The sequence below is a fragment of the Fibrobacter sp. UBA3629 genome (assembly GCF_002374005.1).
GTDB lineage: Bacteria > Fibrobacterota > Fibrobacteria > Fibrobacterales > Fibrobacteraceae > Fibrobacter.
This window is the reverse complement of record NZ_DFLC01000030.1, coordinates 103,912-122,344: the sequence shown is the minus strand read 5'-3', so window position 1 is coordinate 122,344 and position 18,433 is coordinate 103,912. Positions and strand designations below refer to the sequence as shown.

Genomic DNA, 18,433 nt, shown 5'->3' with positions numbered 1-18,433 from the left:
GCCGTGAACGCGCTCGGTCACCAGAACCAGGCGATTAAGGATGCGGTGGTGGATCAGATGAACCACTTCAACCACATCAGCAACCTCTACCCGAACTACCCGCAGATTAATCTCGGCAAGGCACTCCTTGAAATCACCAAGTTCGACAAGGCGTTCTTCTGCAACTCGGGTACCGAGGCGAACGAAGGTGCAATCAAGTTTGCACGTAAGTACTTCGACCGGAAGGGCGAAAAGAACAGGCAGAAGATTATCACGTTCGTGAACAGTTTCCACGGAAGGACATACGCTGCGCTTTCTGCGACGGGCCAGCCGGCTATTAGGGAAGGCTTCGGCTCCATGCCGGGTGACTTCGTGCACGTCACGTGGAACGACTGCGAAGCCCTCAAGAAAGAAGTCAACAAGGACACTTGCGCTATCATGCTCGAAAGCCTCGCCGCCGAAGGTGGCGTGATGACTCTCTCTGCCGAGATGGTGGAGACCATCAACAGCCTGCAGAAAGAATTCGGCTGCCTCGTCATCGTTGACGAAGTGCAGGCGGGTGTGGGCCGTCTCGGAACCTTCCTCGGTTTCGAAAAGTACGGCCTGAATCCGGACCTGGTTTCTTTGGCTAAGGGTATCGGCGGCGGTCTCCCGCTTGGTGCGGTGCTCCTGCGCCAGAAGATTGCCGACCAGCTCAAGGCCGGTGACCACGGTACCACTTTTGGCGGTAACCCGATTGCATGCGCTGCCGGTCTCGCTGTCGTGAAGCAGATTCCGGGGCTGCTCAAGAATGTCGCCGAACGTTCCGCCCAGCTGAAGGCCGGTTTGGCGAGCCTTGTGGAAAAGTACAGTTTCGCCAAGGAAATCCGCGGCGAAGGCCTGATTCTCGGTGTGGCTCTCGATGAATCCATGCCGGTCGGTAACATCATCGCTGCGGCCCGCAACGAAAAACTCATGGTGCTCAGCGCCAAGGGCAACGTGCTGCGTATGCTCCCGCCGCTGAACGTGAGTGCCGCGGAAGTGGACGAAGCGCTCGCTAAACTCGGCAAGGCGTTTGAAACGGCCGCCGCAAAATAATATATTCTAGCCATGATCTGCCCTTTTTGCAAGAACGACAACGACAAGGTGGTCGATAGCCGCGTGAGTGGAACCGCCATCCGCAGACGGCGTGAATGCCTGGCCTGCGGTCGTAGGTTCACGACGCGTGAGTATATTGAACTCCAGCCGTTGACTGTCGTGAAGAGGAGCGGCGAAAAGCAACCCTTCCAGCGTGAAAAGTTGATTCGCGGCATCATGAACTCTTGCAAGAAGCGCCCGATTACATCCGAGGATATCGAGGAACTGGCGACCCGTGTCGAAAACGCCCTGCCGGTGAACGACAATTCCGAAGTGGGTTACGATACCATCGGGAACCTCGTGATGCAGGAACTCAAGAAGCTCGACGCGGTCGCCTACGTGCGGTTTGCCTCCATCTACCGTGAGTTCAAGGAAGTGGGCGAGTTCGTGGACCAGATCAAGTCGATGGACAAGGCTTAGACGCGGAGTTTTCCATGCGTCGTCTCCTAGAAGTTGCTAATGAAAAGCGTTCGCCGCTGTTTCCGGTGACGGATGCCTATCGCATCGTGAACGGATTGGCCGACGGGTTTCCGGGGCTTACGCTCGACAGGTTCGGTGACCGGTTCCAGGTGCAGTTCTTTGGACCCGAAATGCTTGCCCGTCGTCGCGAATTCGTGGATGCTGTGGCAGCGGTGTTTGAACCGGCCTGCATCATTGTGAAGGAGAGGCTTTCGCGTTCGGGCAAGTCGCTAGAGAACGCGCCCATGGAGGTTGCTTTCGGGACTCGCGATGCTGCCGTAGGTACGGTGCGCGAAGGCAATGCGCGGTTCCATGTGGACTTGCTCGACACCGTCAATCCGGGGCTGTTCCTCGACATGCGGCACGTACGCCTCGAGGTGGAGGAACGTTTTCGTGCGATGACAAGTGAAGGCCCGCGCTTTCTCAATTTATTCAGCTACACGTGCAGTTTTTCGGTGCATGCGCGCCTCGGGGGTGCTGCGGTCGCCACCAACGCCGACATCAGCGGCAAGATTCTTGACAAGGGCCGCGCAAACTACGCTTTGAACGGGCTCGACTTGCGTCCGGGCGAATTTTTCCGCGGAAACGCGCTCGAGTATGTGCGCTGGGCCATCAAGAAGGGCCTCGGGTTCGACGGTATCGTGCTCGATCCGCCGAGCTTTGCGCGCTTCAAGGGGTTCAACTTCAACGTGCGGGAACATTTGATGCCGCTTGTTTCGGAATGCGCGCAGGTTCTGAATCCGCGCGGATTCATCATGGTAAGTTCCAACTACAGCGAGTTCGCGCTTGACTCCTTTGCGCGGGATGTGCTTGCTGCCGTCAGTTCGGTGCATAAGGAAGCCCGCACTGCTTGGAAGCGCGGGCAGGATATCGATTTCGCGGGGAGCGGTGCGACTAAGGATTCTTGCCTTGTCGCAACACTCGTAGAATTGTAAAAAGATCCCCACCTACGCGGGGATGACGTTATTCGGCGTCGGTCGCGCCTTCTTCGGCAGAATTCTCTTCCTTCTTCTTGAGCCAGGGCGGAATTTTTTTTGCTTTCGGTTTAGCTTCCGGCTCGGGTTCCGGCGGGTACAGGAGCCCGAAGCGGATGCCCGCGGTGCTGATGCGGAATGTCTCGACGCGTAGCTTTTCCAGGAGCGACTTGAGCCAGAAGAGCCCGCAGATGATGACATCGCTGCGGCCGTTCTCGAGCCCCGGGAGCATCGCGCGGAGCTCCTTCGAAAGGTTCGATATGCGCGTGGTGACTGCGTCGAGGTCGGCGATGCTCATTTCGAGCCCCTCGATGGCCTTGTAGTCGAACTGTTGCTTGTTCAGGAACACCATGGCGAGCGCGGTGCCTGTACCGCCGATGAGGTAGACCGGCTTTTTCGTCATGCCCTTGAAGCTGACTTCCTTGAAGGTCTCCTTCACGAATTTCTTGTATTCGGGGCCGGGGATGGGGCCCATCGCCTTGAACATCTTGAGCGCGCCTACGGGAATCGAGAACGTGGTCTCGCCGTTGCTGAGTTCGGTGGAGCCGCCGCCGATATCAATGGTGACGATGCCTTCGCCGTGCCATTCCTTCACGGAACGGTAGGTGAGCTTGCCCTCTTCTTCGCCGCTGATGATGCGCGGGCGGAACCAGAGCGCCTTTTCGACCGCATCGATGACTTCGTCCTGGTTTTCGGCCCTGCGCATGGCTTCGGTCATGGCCACGGCCTTGATGTCGGCCCCGAGGGCGTGAAGGTCCATGCGGAACGATGTCATGACGGCGACAAGTTCCTCGATTTTCTTTTCGGAAATGCGCCCGTGTTCGTAGATGTCTTCGCCGAGCTTGCAGATTTTGACTTTCTGGAGTTTCGGGACCAGGACTTGACGCGGATCCTGGCCTTCTTCGCCTTGGGTGCTCTCGAAGGCGGCAATGAGCATGATGCAGCTCATGCTCCCGATATCGATGGTGGCCTGGAGCTTGTTATCCATTCTCGGCCTCGTTTCCGGAGTTGTTTTGCTCGGTTTCTTCCGGAGCCTTGTTGAACTTGTCCATTCCCGCCTTGATTTTCTCGGCGATATTCGCCGGGTGCAACAGGAATTCCTTGGCCGACGCGATGGCTTCCTCGATGACGTATTCGGAATACTTTCCGTTCCAGCTGGCGACTAGTTCGCCCGATTCGCTTCCGAGGGGCTTCTTCTCGCGGATTTCCTGGCCCATCCTGAGGGCTAGCAGGAGCCCGAGTTCGAATCCGCGGGGGGATTCCTTTGCTTCGAGCAGTTTCTCAACGCGCTTGACGCGTTCGTCTAGGGGAATTTTCTGGAGTTCTTCGAGGTCTTTTTCCGAAATCATGCGGTAAAGATAGCAATAAGAAAAAAGAAAGGGCTCGCGAGATGCGAGTCCTTTCCAAAAAGAGAGCACTGTAAGAATTACTTCTTGGCAGCGGCCTTCTTAGCAGGAGCCTTCTTGGCAGCCGGCTTCTTGGCGGCAACCTTCTTGGCAACCGGCTTCTTGGCGGCCGGCTTCTTAGCGGCGACAGCCTTCTTGGCCGGGGCAGCCTTCTTAGCAGGAGCAGCCTTCTTGGCAGCCGGCTTCTTGGCAGCGGGCTTCTTAGCGGCGACAGCCTTCTTGGCCGGAGCAGCCTTCTTGGCGGCCGGCTTCTTGGCGGCGACAGCCTTCTTGGCGGCGGGTTTCTTAGCAGCGGGTTTCTTTGTTGTAGCCATTGTATTCTTCCTTTTTTGAGGGTTTAATGATTTGATGACTTTAAAATAACTTTATTTTCACAAAAAATCAACACCTTTTTAAAATTTTTTTCATTTTTTTTCAAAAGTCTATTGACAATCGAGAAAAAAAGTCTTATAGTAAAATGAAATTACTTTGTATGTAAAATGGCGCGAGCCCAATAAATACGGGCATTCCAGACGATTTGGCATTTTTTGCACCATACAATATTTTTTGAATGTAAGTTGATGATGCTCAAAGGATTACTTGTGATTTTCGTAACACTTGCAAAAAAATCCCGTCATCGACGAGATTTTTTTTCTTTTCACCAAAAATTTTTCAATCGCGAGAGAAAAATTTTCAGTCATTCGAGAATTTTTTCTATGCGGAGACAACTTTTTTGCTTTGCGTCGAGAAAAATTTCTCCTTGCTGTGCGTTACGCTTCGTTCTTCACGCTCTCCACGTATTTGCGGAAGCCTTCTACGCCCAGGGAATACATGTCGACGAACTTCGTCGCGAACGGAGGGAGCTTTTTCTGGTGCATTCCGAGCGCGTCGTGCATCACGAGCACGTGTCCGTCGGTGAACTTGCCGCCGCCGATGCCGATGGTGACGCTTTTCACCTCGCCGGTAATCTTCTTGCCGAGCTCTTCAGGGATGTGCTCGAGTACCGTCTCGAAGCATCCGAGGCTGTCCACGAACTTGGCGGCGTCTTCGATGGCGCGGGCCTCTTCTTCGGTCTTGCCCTTCTGCTTGAAGTTTTCTGCGGTCTGCGGCAAAAGTCCGAGGTGTGCGCAGACAGGAATATCCTTGCTGCGGAGGTATTCGATGACGCCAGCGGGGGTGCCCTCGAGCTTGACGCTTGCTGCACCTAAGTCCATGAAGCGCTTAGCGTTATCGTATGCGGTTTGCGGATCCTTGTCGCTTCTGTAGGGCATGTCGGCCACCACGTGCGTGTTGGGTGCGCCACGGCAGACAGCGGCAACGAAGATGAGCATCTCGGTCATGCCGATTTCGCGGGTGCTCTTGTAGCCGAGCATGGTGTTCGCGAGGCTGTCGCCCACGAGAATCTGGTCGACTCCGGCGGCTTCTGCCATCTGGGCGAATGCGAAGTCGTAGGCGGTAATCATCGAAACTTTCTTGCCCGTGCCCTTCAAGGCGCGGATATCTTCCGCAGTAAGCATAGCATCTCCTATTTATGAACCGCGCTTATAAACCGCGCTTTCTGTGAACAGCGCTTTTCACAGCGCGTAAAAGATAGAAATTATGTTGGAACTTGGCGCGAGGTCGTCGCAGGTGGGTGTGAGCGCAAACCGGAGTAATTTAATTCAGGAATCTAGCGCGAACGGTCGTATAACTTCCGTGTTTCGTTCAGGAACTTGAGCGAGTTTATTTCGCGCATGAACCCGATGTGGCTGCGCAGGTAGGCGAGGAGAGCGTTCTCGACGAATTCCGGGTGCGCGATGGCCCTGCCGGTGCGCAGCGCCTCGAAACCGGCGAGCGTCTCGGGCCGAGCGCGGGGAGTTTCGACCCCGAGGCAACTTTTGCAGACGAACGCGCCCGTTTCCGGATGGAAATCGGCCGGAGCGCCTTCGATTTGGTGGTCGCAGCGGCTGCAGGAGCTCATGTCCAGGTGGTAGCCCCAGAGTTCGCAGATGTCCAGGAGCCAGCGGGCGAAAACACCCGACTTGTTTGCTGGCTGTTTAACTTCGGAATTATCGCCCGCAGGTTCGTCGAGGGCCGCGAGCGCCTCTTCCAGCAGGGCGAATTCCCCTTCCAGCGGGACACCCGCGGGTGCGTACCGCAGTACGATTTCGGCCATCACCTGCGCCTTCGCGAGGGCGAGCAGGTCTTCGCGAAGGTGCGCGTGCCAGTTGATGACGCTCGCCTCCTTCAGGAACTGCAGTTCCGTATTCGGGTTCTCGCGATACACAATCTCGCACAGGGCGAGCGGGTCGAGCGCCCCCCTGAACGGGCTGTCCTTGCGCTTGCCTCCCTTCACGATGAAGGAGACCGTGCCGGTTTCTTCCGCAAGCGCCTTCACAATCCAGCTGGAATCGCTGTAGGGGAAGCGGTGCAGGACTATCGCGCGAGTTTTAATCATAGAATGGCGGCTGCGCCGCGATTATTAAGCCTTCGGGAACGGAGGCCAGCCCATCTGCTGCCCGCCAACGACGTGCAGGTGGATGTGGAACACCGTCTGGCCCGCATCGGCCTTGCAGTTGAACACGAAACGGGCGCCGCCCTCTTCGAGGCCGAGGTCCTTCGCGATAAGCTGTGCGCGGTAAAGCATGTTACCCACGAGTTCGCAATCTTCCGGCTTCATGTCCATGATGGTCGCGATATGGCGCTTCGGCACCACAAGGAAGTGCACGGGGGCCTGCGGGGCGATGTCGTAGAATGCGAAAACGTCGTCGTCTTCGTAGATTTTCTTGGAAGGGATTTCACCCTTGATGATTTTGCAGAAAAGGCAATTTTCACTCATAGTATTATAAATAGTAGTAAAAATGCTTACTGATTTTCCTGCGGGAGGGTGTTTTTGCTTGTTTCGTCGCGGGGTGCGTCGTTCGTTGTCTGTGAATTCAGCGCTCTGGTGTTCGCGGTGATGGCCTTGATAACTTTGATGTAGCAGACCAAGAGTATGATGCTGAGAATTATGCTGAGTACCCGTGCTGCGAAGAGGCCTTTTGCAACGAAGAGTCCCAGGAACCAGCCAATTTGTATAGTGAAGCCGAGAAAGGGGATTGCTTTGAGCATCCAGCCGGGAAGGTGAGCGTTTTCTAGGCTGTTTTGTCCGAGAGCCTCTTTTTGCCGGGCGAGTAGGTCCTTGAAAATCATATAGTGATATACCGGAAAAATAATGGGGATCAGGGCAAAGAATATTGCTCCACGGGGTGTAAAATCGGTTTCTGAATAACGTTGCTGTTCCTTGATGACGCAGTGGAGCCAAGCGCAAAACTTGTAAATGGCAATCCAAGAGGTGACAAAGAGATGTACAAATAGCAGGAAGAAGTTTATGATGATGCCGAAGCCCAGGAGGTCGCCGACTGCGTTTGCTCTTGTTCCTGAAAGGAACTGTAGAAATATGAATGGAACGAATATGCCCAAAATTCCCGAAAGCAAAAATCCTTTAAGCAATTCTCCAAAGTAATTGTCGAAGCCACCATGAGTTGCAATTGAAATTTCCGTCGGAATAGCGAGAATGGTTAAGCCGATAAAGAAAAAACTGAGCCAGAAAACTGCATTCTTACAGTAAATCTCGTATTCCGAGAGGGTTGCAGTTTCCTCCGGCTCGGTTCCGTCTGCCGGGTTTGTGGCCGAGGAATCGACTTTGCTGTCGTTCGGTGCGTCACACCACAGGCACTTCGGCATGTCGTCATCGTATTCCCTTCCGCACTTCTTGCAAATCATGTTGGCCTCTGCTGGTCAATGTAGAAAAAATCCCGGCGCAGGGGCCGGGATTTAAAAGGGGTGGAGGGTTAGTGACCTGCGGGCTACTGCTTTATGGTCGGGGCCTGGCGCGCCACAGGGGCGAGCTGCCCGTGCTTGCGGAACAGGTGCTTCACGAGCGTTCCGAATCCACGCATCACGCGGTAACGTTCGCGCGGGTTCTTGAGGGCCATGATTCCCTGACGCAGAATGTAGCTCGGACGCAGGTAGAACTCGCGGCGGGCCTTGTCGCAGAAGTCCACGAGTGCCTGGCTGCTGAGTTCGCCGCGCTGGATGGTGGTGCGGTGGAACCCGTCCTTGTCCAGCCACTGGTTATAATCCTTTGTCTGTAATGCGCCGCTTTCGAGGGCTTCCTTGTAGGCCTCGGTACCGGGGTACGCCATGATGGGGTAGAACTGCGCGGTGTTCGGGTTCAACTTCTTGGCGTAGTCGAGCGTCATGCGGAGAGTCTCCGGAGTGTCGCCCGGGTTACCCACCATGAAGCAGCCGTGCACCAACAGGCCTGCCTTGCGGGCGTTCTTCGTGAATTCGATTGCCTTGTCGGTGTTCTTCACGCCCTTGTGAATGTTCTCGAGAACCACAGGCGAAGCGCTTTCAAAACCCACGCACATCTCGCGGCCGCCCGCCTTCTTCATCAGCTTGAGCAAATCCAGCGGAACATCGGCGCGGGCGTTGCAGCTCCACGTAATCTTGAGGCCGCGTTCCAGAATCAGGTTGCAGATTTCGCGCACATGCTCGTGGCTTGCGGTGAACGTATCGTCTTCGAAGAAGACTTCGCCCAGATCCTCGAAATTGTCCTTGATGTACTGCAGTTCGTCCACCACGTCCTTCGGGCTGCGGCGGCGGAACTTGTGGCCGTTGAGCGTCTGCGGAATCACGCAGTAGCTGCAGCGGTTCGGGCAACCGCGCCCGCTCAAAATCACAATCAGCGGGTTCAAGTTCGCACCGTAGAAATACTTCTTGTAGCAGCTGTAGAGGTGCTTGCGGTAGACCTTCGAAACCCACGGGAGTTCGTCCAGGTTCTCTATCTTCGGGCCCTCGGGCTGGAAGTCTGTGGTGCCGTCCTCCTTGCGGAAGGCGAGGCCCGCAATCTGGTTTACGGGAACACCGTCGCCGCGCAGGCTCCTCGCGAGGTTCCGGCAGGTGTAGTCCGCCTCGCCGATAATCACGAAATCGAGCGCGGGTTCCATCTCCATGCTCTCGAGCGGTTCGGCTGTCGCATGTGTTCCCATGATGGCGACTTTCACGTTCGGGAGTGTATCCTTGATGGCGTGCACCACCTTGAGGTCGTTTAGAATGCTCGGCGTACTCGTGCTGCAGACGACCAGTGCCGGGTCAAATTTCTTGATGCCCTCCAGCGTCTTGGGCAGGTCAAGCTCCATGGCGGGGCTGTCAATCAGCTGAATCTCGTTGCCATCCGCTTCGGCAGTGCCGGCGGCGTAACTCAGGAACATGGGCCAGTAAAGTGTACTCGATTTAGTCACGCAGGGGCTGCGCGACTCGCGACTGAACATCGGATGGAACGGAGGATTCAAAAAAGTAATACGCATAAGCAACTGCAAAATACATAATTCTCGACGATAAAACTACATTTATCGTTGATGAGAAAAGAAATTTCCGTGATACTTCTAGGTTGTGCCTGCGTTTGCGCTTTTGCGGCCCCCAAAAAGGCGGCGGTCAAGAAGCCTGACGCACCCCAGAACGAGGCTACTCTTGACACGGTCCGCGAGACATTTGCGGATGGAGCCCTTTCGCGCATCTATACGCTCCAGAAGGGAACCGATATACGAGAGGGGTTGTCCGTGAGCTATCATCCGAATGGCAAGATCGCTATCGAGGCCCCGTACAAGAACGGCAAGCTCGACGGCGTGTTCAGGAGCTATTACGAGAACGGCCACTTGTGGCAGACTATAGGCTACAAGGACGGTGTGGAGGAAGGTGCGACGACGGATTATTACGAGGACGGCCGGAAGAAAAAACGAGAAATCTACAAGGCGGGCGTGCTGAACGGCATGAGCGAGGAGTGGAACGAGCGCGGCCTCCTGTGGCGCCAGATTCCGTATGTGAACGGCCGTATCCATGGCGTTGCAAAAATATTTGACGAACTGGGCGCAATCAAGGAAGAGATGATGTTCGAGAACGGACTGCGCAACGGGCCGTACCGTCGCTTCACCAAGGGCGTAAAGACTCTCGAGGCGATTTTCGAAAACAACCGCTGCAAAGAGAACTGCGACTTCTAACTAGTGTGGAGTGTGAGGTGTGAAATGACGGATTTCACGCCTTCTATTTTTTCGGCTTGAGCGCGCACCAGGTCATGTAGCCGATAAACAATACGCCGAGCCCAACGAGCCCGATAGAAAGCTCGTGGCTATAGGCCTGGATTAGGTCTTTCTGCCCGTGCGCGATGTAACCGAGAATGGCGAGGATTATATTCCAGAAGGTCGCGCCTATGGCGGTGTAGAGCGTGAATGCCCAGAGCTTCATCTTGGAAAGGCCCGCCGGAATCGAGATGAGCTGGCGGATGGCGGGAATGAGCCTACCGACGAGCGTGGAGATTGCTCCGTGTTCGAGGAAGAACCTCTCGGCGTTGGTCACCTTGCTTGAATCCAGCAGCAGGAAGTGGCCGAGACGGCTGTCTGCAAATTTGTACACAATCGGCCTGCCGAGGAGCTTTGCGAGGAAGTAGTTGATGAAAGCGCCCGCGAGAGCCCCGAGGGTCGCAAATATCACGATGAACACGATGTTCAGTCCCGATTCCGGTTGCATTGCCTTGTAGGCGGCAGGCGGAACCACGAGCTCGGACGGGAAGGGGATAAACGAGGACTCCACCGCCATGAGCAGTGCTATGGTCCCGTAGTTGAGGTTGTCATTGTACCAGCCGATGACCTGGTCGTAGATGCCGACTTTGGCGGTGTCTACGGTCTGGATTGTCGTTGTCGTATCGGCCTGGCTGGCGGTGGCGGTCCCGGCTGCAAAAGCGAGTGAGACCGCGAGGGCTGCGAGTATGGCGATTTTTTTCAAGGCCTATCTTCTCTTCTTGGACTTGGCTTTCTTCTTCTTTGCGGCCTTGGCGGCTTTCTTCGATTTCTTCTTGTTCTTGCTCTTGACCTTGGCGGGAGCTTCTTCCTCTTCTTCCTCGGCCTCTTCTTCGGGTTCCTCGACCGCCGGTTCCTCTGCAGGAGGTTCGACGTATTCCGGAGCCTGGTATTCTATCTGGGAAGGTGCGCTGCTGTTTGCACCCTTGAGGGCGGCCTTCGCCTCTTCGACATACTTGCCGTTGGGGAAGCGCTTGAGGTAAATCTCGTAGTCCTTCATGCGGTTGCTGTTGCGGACGAGTTCGAAGATTCCGGCTTCGGCTTCGTCGCGGAAGGCACCGTTCGGATTGTCATTCAGGTAGGAGAGGTAGGCCTTGAAGGTGTTCTGGGCCTGGATCTCGCGGAACTTGTGGTATTCGCTGAGGGTGCGGATCTTGGCCTCGACCTCGCCCCTACGTGGGGAGTCGGGGTAGTACTGCAGGAACATCTCGAGCATTTCGGGGTCGTTGGACGCCATGACCTGGTCGAAGCGGGAATCTTCCTGGCGAACCTGGTATTCCTTTAGTTCGACCTTGCCCGAATCGAGTGTCGCGTAGAGCTTTTCCTTGGTGGCGAGGTCTGCCGGGTGACAGAACGCGAGGAAACTTTCGAGCACGTCGGAGAACTGGGTCTTGGTATAGGCGTCGCTCATGTCGGGCAGGTCGCCGTTCTCGTCGAGGAAGAACCGGTAGTCGCGCTCGATGGCCATGCAGTCCCAGTCGCTGAGGGTATCCTTGACTTCGCTGTTGTCTCGCAGCACCTGGTCGCGGTCGCGCAGGTTGAAGCGCATGCGGCGGTCGCGGTGGCTCTCGCGGCCGAAGTCGAGCGAAAGCTCAAGTCCGATACGCACGGGCCACTTGTAAGAAATCTTGTCGAAGGTGATTCCCAAATAGCCGGAAGAGGGAGTCGGGTTTTCCTTGTTGTACTTGTAGGGATTGGTCGCCTTCAGGTCTTCGTAGGGGAGGAACTCCTTGCGTACGTTTACGCCGATTTTCAGGTCCACATCCTGGAAAACTTCGGTAATGCGGTATTCGAGCGCTCCGGAGACGAATGCCGTCGGGAGCATTTCCGTGTGGTCCTTCGTACTGGTGGAGTAGTTGTCGATGAACGTGAAGAAGTGCATGCCGTAACCGCCGAGCACGCGCAGGTCGAAATCTCCGGCGAGGTTTACGGAGAAACCACCGACTACGGACGGGGCGTAGGCACGGAACGAAAGCGTGCGTCCCTCTCCGGCTGGCGTGAGGTCCTCGCTGTGGTCTGGCTTGCCATTGTCATCTACACCCCAGTAGGCGGGGTCGCTTGCGATTTCACGGAACTGGATGGAGTTCACTTCGGCGCCAAGCCAAATGGTGAACGGAATGTCGGCCTTGAAGAGCGGAGTGTAGAGGGGGCTGAACAAGAAACCCACGCTCATCGGGACGGTGAGGCGTTCTTCGTCGATGGGTTCCTTCAGCAACTGGGGCTTGTCTGACTCAAAGTGAACAAAGGCAGGTTCTGCCTGCAAGTACATCTGGGCTCGCCAATTGGAGCGTTCAAAATCGGCCGCATAGGCCGCTGCAGTCAGAAGTAAAAAAGTGATAAGTAGTTTACGCATCGTTTTGAAATTTAGTTTTTATGTGGCGGTTTTGAATCTCGGAGGGTTGAAATTTAGGCTATTTCGGGCATTTTCAGTTTTTTTTACCCCAAATAGCTAGAATGTGAGGAAAAATCCCAGGCCAAACAGGACGGCTCCTGCTCCGACCAGGCTTCCGCCGATGATGTTCTTCTTGTCGCCGGAATCCACGAGGTCCTTGTTTTTCTTGATCTTCGCATTGAAATTCTCGCCTTTAGCGGCGCTCGGCATCTTGAGCGCGTCCTTGATATCTTCGGCCTCGTCGTAATCCTGCTGCGCGAGGTAGAGGAACAGTGCTCCGATAATTGCCGGCGCGACGGACGACCCCATCAGAATCTTCCCGATGCGGGCCTTGTTGCGTTCGCGTTGCCAGTCCTGCTGCTTGCGCACTTCGTCGAAGTCCGTGAGGTGTTCCAGGGCGATGTCAAGGTTGATTTCGGGAACGGGTGCCACAAAGAACTGGACGAGGGTGTCCCGATAGCCTTCCTTGCGTAGCCGCATGTAGGCCATGCCCGGCGTGGTGAGTGAAAATTTCTGTGGCGTCGTGCCGATGGATTCGCTGCTGCGCGTGATTTCTCCCTGTCCCGGGAAAATTTCGGCGCCGACGGGGTTCGAGACGATTTTGATTTCGGGAGTGATCCGCTTGAGCTTGAGCGATACCTTGGTCGTGTCTCCGGGAAGCGGACGAACGAAGGTCTGGGCTCCCCACAGGTGCTGGTCCACGGTCCAGTAGGCATCGATTTCGATTTTGCCTGTGTCGGTGACGGCGAAGGTGCAGGGCGACTTGCAGATGGCGTCTTTCTCGGGTCGCGAGATGGTGGCGCTTTCGGGATCTGTCTCGACGTGGATATAGCTGCGGGGGAGCTTCTTTTGCACGGGAAGTCCGAGCAGTTCCTTCGCGAGGTTCGTTGCGCTTCCGTCCTTGGTCATATCCTGGAGCATGTTGCTCCTGCTTACGGTAATGGCGGACCTGTAAATGGTTGGAAGCTCTTCTTCGTAAAATGCGCGCGTGATTTCGAGAACCACGGAGTCGGGGTGCTTGGCATGCGAAACCTTGCCGAAGAACATGTCCCTTTCTCCGCGGTCTTTCCAGAATTCCTGGAGGCAGGCGCGGTCGCTACAGCCCGGGGCACTTTCGATGTTTGCCTTTTTGAAGGTGGAATCGAGTTCCTGCAGCAAGGCGAACGTGAATGCGTCGAGCCTTTCGATTCCGTGTTGGGGGATGACGACTGTTTCAAACCCAAGAAATAGTTTGTGCGTAATCTCGGTACCGGAGTCTGCCTTGGGGGTGCCGTTCGCGTCTGCGACGGGGGCCTGCGCGGAAGAATCCGCGATGGCGGCTGAATCCGCAGTGGCGGTGGAGTCTGCTGTTTCGCTTGCGGCGGAATCTATAATTCTTGCGGTTGTATCTGCGGTGGTGGAATCCGGTTTTGCGGGGAACAGGTTCAAGAGGTCGGTGCCGTCTTCGCCGACGATGCTTTTGAACTGCGACTTGGGAAACTTGACGACGGTAAACTTGTTCTTGATGTAACCGCCGAGGCTCACTGTGTCATTCGCGATTCCAAGGAACTGGGCCTTCTGCTTGGTGCCCGATACGAGTTCTACCTGGGCGTACGGGGCCTGAACTTCGGCAAGTGCTGCCGAAACGAAGAAGAGCATGAGGAATAGGGCGGTCTTTTTCATGGTATACCTAGAAGGAAAGGACGACTCCGATGCCGAAAAGGGCGGCGCCTGCGATGAGCATGTCGATGGATAGCGTGCGGGCCGTTTCTGCACGGTCTCGATAGTCGCCGAAGCGTTCGAGGTTGTGGTTGTAGCTTTCGCTGTCGCGGAATAAACTCTGTTCCACGAATTTCTTCTTTTCGTTTGCCTTGTCGATGCTGTTGCTTGCGACGATGGCCGCAACGGCGCTCGTAACGAAAGGAACTGCAGATGCAATCATCAGGCGGAATCCGAAGTTGTGTCGTGCCCTCCGCGAAAGGGCTGCACGTTGCTCGTCGAGAAACTCGTCATCGTAGCTTGGGGTAAGGGAGACAATCAGGTAGGAGGTGTCCGATTCCGAAAGCTTGACATTCAGGACGGTGTCCTTGAAACCTTCCTTGAAAATGGCAACGGCGACAGAATTTTCCCCATCGGGAACTTTGATGAACCCGGGCAACTTGCTGTCGGGATTGCGTGAGTGGTTCGGGCGCAACGTCCCGACGTATGCGTCTGCATAGGAGGGGTTCGTGGATACGTGTAGGTACTTGGGAGCATCCTGCGCAAATGCGATGGAGCAGAGGAAGACGGCGATAAGCAGGACGAGGCGTCTCATGGCTCGCCTCCCATTTCGGAGAAGGGTCCCTCGGCAGAGTTAGCGTCCGGTTCCAGTTTCCAGTAAAGTCGCGGATTTGAATTCCGGGCGTTGTCTTCTACGGAGATTCTCAGCTTGCATGTGCTTGCGCAGGTGTTGCGGAACTTGATGAAGGGCTCTTCGTAGGTGTGCTCGAGCGTATCTGCGTTTGCCGTGACGAAAATCCTTTTGGGGTTGATTCCCGAACCGTTGTCGAGGGCGTAGAAGATGACGGTGTCCCGCTGGTTGTGCCTGGGTGCTAGTTGGGCGACTTGGGGCTGGATCTTGTCGGAGAACCTTACGGTGTCGAGCTGTATCTGGGTCCCGCTCTGGACATTCAGCGTGATGTCTCCGGTGCGGAATTCTGTCTTTTTTGTGTCCCGGAGGTTGATTCGGATCCCGGTTTGTGCGGTCACGTATGCGTGTAGGGTGACGGGAGCCTTGGTGCTTTCCAATATGGAGAGCGTATCGCCCTGTGCACTGGTAATCGTGACGACAGTGTGGACGTCGGACTTGCGGAGGTCCTCGTAGACAATGGGAATGTCGATCCTGGAATTTTTGGTGTAGATGTATCGTGTCGAAAAGCGGGAAACCTTGGAGGAATCGCGCTCGATGAATCCTTGGCTCGTTGTCAGGGATGCCTTGATTCCCCAATAGACGGTAATCGAGGTGTCGGGCTTGACTCCGGCGGCAATATTATCGAAGAGGTTCTTTGTGAGGAAAGAACCGATGAACTGGGCTTCATGGAAGCAGTCTACTTCGCCGATGTTTTCGCTCCAGACTTCTTCGACATTGAATGAGGCAAAGACGAAGCAACGGGCCGTTTCCCATGGGTCGACTCCGGCAAGTTCCCATTGCAAATCTAGTTCGCTTCCCGGTGTAGGGTCGAACAGGTTGTATCCGTCGACGGGGGCTATCGCGCGGATAGAAATGGGAGTGTTCACGAATATGTTGAGCGTGTCTTGCAGGGTGTCGCCAAGGAGGTCGACTGTTTTGAGGATGCCGCGGTGGAATCCCGGAGTTGCAAAGCTGTAGCGAAGCGGCGATATGTTGTAGGTCTCGTCGTCGATGGTCCAGCTGTGGCTTATATAGTGGGCTTCCGCATTGTCCGATGTCAGATACATGTTGTCTATCGAATAGGCCGCCCACAGTTTTACGGTCTCGTTTGTGTCGAGATAGACGGTCGTGACCGGTACTGCGCCATAATTGTAGGGCTGTCCTGTAATTCGGTCGGGGAGGACGAACATGTGCTGGACAAGCTGAGGGACATCTCCCTGCTCGATTGTCGCGCCTTCTCCGCATGCCGTCAGCGAAAGGGCTGCAGCAAGCGTTAAGGATACGAAGAGGCTTGCGAATGTCGCCTTTTGCAAAAGCTTAGTCATTGCCGCCTCCGGCGTTATAGAAAATGTTCCATTTTTCCCAGAGGCTGATTCCGTTTGTGTATTTCACGATGCTACGGATGGTGTTCTTTCCGCTGGCGATGTAGGTGGATGGAACTGTAGCCGTGCAGATTGACTCTGTCGCGGGACGTCCGTATTGCGTGTGCTTCCCGTTTATTTCGAACATGCAGGAGTCGACCTCAAAGCCGTACGGATTGCTGTCGATGATGAACATCTTGATGTCCTGTGCCGAATCGAGGGTCATGTCGCTGTTTGTCTTTATCCAATTTTCGGACGGATTGATGATGTAGCTCCTGACGGTTCGGTTCCGGCTTGCATCGAAGGCGATCACATTCAGTTGCCGGGTGTTCCAAGAGCGTGCCGATTCGGGCAGGACGACCGTGAAGGAGTCGGTTAGGGACTGCTTTTCGACAAGTAGCGAGGATTCCAGATAGATGGAAACTTGTTTGCTGGATGCGGTCGAACCCGAGTCCTTGATGAGGAAGGTGAGCGTGTCGGTGAAATCGATGGTGTCGGTCTGGATGGGAATCCCGTTGATGACAAGCTCTATCTTGGGCGCGGTGGTATCCTGCATCAGGAGCATGTCCAGGTCGAGGACTTCGTTCTGGAAGAGTTTTGCCGTGATGGGCTCGATAAAGAATTCAGGATACTTCAAGATTCTGGGCTGTATCGTGTAGGTGCCCGCCTTTATGGGTGAAATGGAAAAGGAAAGGGGTGTCTTGCCGTTGATGCTGTCGGTGCGGATGAGCGTCCCGGTTGTATCGTAGATGTCGAACGCGATGGTCTGGAGCGGAGTGCCTTGCCCGTTATCTTTGTAACTCGTGTTTATGGTCCCGCAAATGCCGCTCTCGTCATTTGCGCCCTTGGTGTAGAAATCTCCCAGGAGTCTTTTTTCGGAGGTCAATCCGAATTCGTTTATCGCTTCGACCCACCAGTGGTAATGGTGTAGGGGGGCAAGGTTGCCCCAGTAGGTAAAGTGGGGCTCCGGAACAATCGTATCGACAAACTTGTCAATAACGATTCGGTAGTAGAGCCTTGCGATCGAGTCGGGGTCGTAGGCGTCCCAAGCAAACGTGACACCGCCCGATGTCGGGATTCCTTGTGTGCCTGGTGCGGGGAAGAAATCGCTGTCGCGGATGATGGGTGGGTTTGAAACCCAGAGGCGCAGCGTGTCGCTCAGGGTGTCGCCGAAGGTGGTCTCGAGAATGAAGGCGAGCTCGTGGTAGCCCGGCTTGTCTATGGAGCTTCGGAAACTGAAGTCGAAGGAATAGGGCTTCCCGTCGAGAAACCAGAGGTAGCGCTTGAGCTTGATGGATTTTGAGGGAAGGATGTTCGCGATGAAAATGAGGGAGTCGCCGACGCGGACCGTGTCGGCCTTGATGCGCGTGCTGCTTGAATCGAAGGATGTCGCCATTTCTACGGAGATGTCGACAAAGATGGACTGCGATTCGTCGTAGAGCAGTTCATCGCTGTTGGTGCAGGCGAAAAACACGAGGGCTGCGAAGAGCGCAACAAGAGATGTCGGAATGTTGGCGAGCATGCGCTTTGTCATCGTTGCCCCCTCAGCGTATCCAGCATATAGAATGTCTTTTCGGAAAGGGAATCCGCATCGCCGTAGGAATCGTAGACGACGACGCGGAAGGTGTGCTTGCCCTCGGCAAATCCGGACTGCATGATTTCGGTCACGCTTCCGACGGACGCCCTGATGCTATCGATGACGAGCGTGTGCGAAAGTTGCTTGAAGTCGGATTCGTCGCTGTCGGAGGACTTCCACTTGAAGAGGACTGCGGTGTTTTCGCTTCCGTATAGTGTGTCGCCGTCCGCGGGTTCTGTTTTTTGTGATAGTGTGGGAGGTGTGTTGACGATGACGGATACAGGGATCTCTTGCGAGTTTCCGACCCTGTCTTCGAGAATCAGGAGGTTGGGAAGCGAAAGTTCGTTCGCAAATGCGGGCAATGTGTAGACGGCTTCGCTCCCGAGGACGGAGTCTCCGGCCGAAGTCCTCAGGACCCAGCGGAATGAAAGATCCTTCTTGTGTTGTCTGGGGTAGACCTGCGCCCCGAGAACGGCGGAGTCGCCTGGCCGGATCTTGAGGAGTGTCGAATCCTGGGACCCTTCCTGGAGGATGTAGAGGCTTACGGATTCAATTTCTTGGCTCGTTTGTGGATCGTCGGGAATGTCGAGGCAGCCCAGGAGCGCGAGTGCCGCAACGGCAAAAACCGCTCCGCAAGCCCTGCGGAAACCTCCGAAGATGCCCGCGGAATTGCCTCGCGGGTTGTGGTGCATTAGTTTGTCCACTGGGAGTAAATGTAATTATTG

At 55.4% G+C, this 18,433-nt stretch carries 19 protein-coding genes; 4 read left to right on the top strand and 15 right to left on the bottom strand.

Features of this window, described 5'->3' with window-relative positions; genetic code table 11:
• The 3 genes from B2310_RS09745 to B2310_RS09735 all read left to right on the top strand — a co-directional run.
• Positions 1-1,056, top strand: a 1,056-nt coding sequence (locus B2310_RS09745; protein ID WP_290730975.1) for an aspartate aminotransferase family protein, incomplete at its 5' end; no start/stop codon positions are given.
• A gap of 12 nt (positions 1,057-1,068) precedes the next feature.
• Entirely contained in the window at positions 1,069-1,515 is a 447-nt protein-coding gene (nrdR, locus tag B2310_RS09740; RefSeq protein ID WP_173366712.1) for a transcriptional regulator NrdR, read from the top strand.
• A gap of 14 nt (positions 1,516-1,529) precedes the next feature.
• A complete protein-coding gene (locus B2310_RS09735; RefSeq protein WP_290730972.1) occupies positions 1,530-2,489 on the top strand; it encodes a class I SAM-dependent rRNA methyltransferase in 960 nt (319 codons plus the stop codon).
• Positions 2,490-2,517: 28 nt separating this feature from the next.
• Here B2310_RS09735 and B2310_RS09730 read toward each other — a convergent pair whose 3' ends face one another.
• The 8 genes from B2310_RS09730 to B2310_RS09695 form a co-directional block, all read right to left on the bottom strand.
• Positions 2,518-3,516, bottom strand: a complete 999-nt coding sequence (locus tag B2310_RS09730; RefSeq protein ID WP_290730969.1) for a phosphatase — start codon at positions 3,514-3,516, stop codon at positions 2,518-2,520.
• Positions 3,509-3,877, bottom strand: a complete 369-nt coding sequence (locus B2310_RS09725) for a hypothetical protein (RefSeq protein WP_290730966.1) — start codon at positions 3,875-3,877, stop codon at positions 3,509-3,511. Before B2310_RS09725 ends, B2310_RS09730 begins: the two co-directional genes overlap by 8 nt.
• Positions 3,878-3,954: 77 nt before the next feature.
• Positions 3,955-4,248 carry a hypothetical protein gene (locus B2310_RS09720; protein WP_173366708.1) on the bottom strand — a complete coding sequence of 98 codons (294 nt, stop codon included), beginning with the start codon at positions 4,246-4,248 and terminating at the stop codon, positions 3,955-3,957.
• A gap of 435 nt (positions 4,249-4,683) precedes the next feature.
• Entirely contained in the window at positions 4,684-5,430 is a 747-nt protein-coding gene (gene panB, locus B2310_RS09715) for a 3-methyl-2-oxobutanoate hydroxymethyltransferase (RefSeq protein ID WP_173382872.1), read from the bottom strand.
• Between the two features lie 152 nt (positions 5,431-5,582).
• Entirely contained in the window at positions 5,583-6,350 is a 768-nt protein-coding gene (recO, locus tag B2310_RS09710) for a DNA repair protein RecO (protein WP_290730963.1), read from the bottom strand.
• Between the two features lie 24 nt (positions 6,351-6,374).
• A complete protein-coding gene (locus B2310_RS09705) occupies positions 6,375-6,731 on the bottom strand; it encodes a histidine triad nucleotide-binding protein (protein WP_290730960.1) in 357 nt (118 codons plus the stop codon).
• A 26-nt stretch (positions 6,732-6,757) separates the two neighbouring features.
• Positions 6,758-7,657, bottom strand: a complete 900-nt coding sequence (locus B2310_RS09700; RefSeq protein WP_290730957.1) for a hypothetical protein — start codon at positions 7,655-7,657, stop codon at positions 6,758-6,760.
• A gap of 83 nt (positions 7,658-7,740) precedes the next feature.
• Entirely contained in the window at positions 7,741-9,246 is a 1,506-nt protein-coding gene (locus B2310_RS09695; RefSeq protein ID WP_290730954.1) for a B12-binding domain-containing radical SAM protein, read from the bottom strand.
• Positions 9,247-9,297: 51 nt separating this feature from the next.
• Between B2310_RS09695 and B2310_RS09690 the strand changes: the two genes are divergently transcribed.
• Positions 9,298-9,936: a toxin-antitoxin system YwqK family antitoxin gene (locus tag B2310_RS09690; RefSeq protein ID WP_290730951.1), complete on the top strand. Its 639-nt coding sequence runs from the start codon at positions 9,298-9,300 to the stop codon at positions 9,934-9,936.
• Positions 9,937-9,979: 43 nt separating this feature from the next.
• On the opposite strand, the gene B2310_RS09685 is transcribed toward B2310_RS09690, so the two are convergent.
• The 7 genes from B2310_RS09685 to B2310_RS09655 form a co-directional block, all read right to left on the bottom strand.
• Complete coding sequence (locus B2310_RS09685) at positions 9,980-10,594, bottom strand: DedA family protein (protein ID WP_349678219.1); 615 nt, start codon at positions 10,592-10,594, stop codon at positions 9,980-9,982.
• A 126-nt stretch (positions 10,595-10,720) separates the two neighbouring features.
• Complete coding sequence (locus B2310_RS09680) at positions 10,721-12,364, bottom strand: hypothetical protein (protein ID WP_173382281.1); 1,644 nt, start codon at positions 12,362-12,364, stop codon at positions 10,721-10,723.
• A 96-nt stretch (positions 12,365-12,460) separates the two neighbouring features.
• Positions 12,461-14,065: a hypothetical protein gene (locus tag B2310_RS09675; protein WP_290730948.1), complete on the bottom strand. Its 1,605-nt coding sequence runs from the start codon at positions 14,063-14,065 to the stop codon at positions 12,461-12,463.
• Positions 14,066-14,072: 7 nt separating this feature from the next.
• Complete coding sequence (locus B2310_RS09670) at positions 14,073-14,696, bottom strand: hypothetical protein (RefSeq protein ID WP_173382283.1); 624 nt, start codon at positions 14,694-14,696, stop codon at positions 14,073-14,075.
• Positions 14,693-16,096 (bottom strand): hypothetical protein, encoded by a 1,404-nt coding sequence (locus tag B2310_RS09665; RefSeq protein ID WP_173382284.1) that lies wholly within the window; start codon positions 16,094-16,096, stop codon positions 14,693-14,695. Before B2310_RS09665 ends, B2310_RS09670 begins: the two co-directional genes overlap by 4 nt.
• On the bottom strand, positions 16,089-17,666 hold the full coding sequence (locus B2310_RS09660; protein WP_290730944.1) for a hypothetical protein: 1,578 nt from the start codon (positions 17,664-17,666) through the stop codon (positions 16,089-16,091). Before B2310_RS09660 ends, B2310_RS09665 begins: the two co-directional genes overlap by 8 nt.
• Positions 17,663-18,412 carry a hypothetical protein gene (locus B2310_RS09655; protein ID WP_290730941.1) on the bottom strand — a complete coding sequence of 250 codons (750 nt, stop codon included), beginning with the start codon at positions 18,410-18,412 and terminating at the stop codon, positions 17,663-17,665. The genes B2310_RS09660 and B2310_RS09655 overlap by 4 nt, the downstream gene beginning before the upstream one ends.
• Positions 18,413-18,433: the final 21 nt, after the last annotated feature.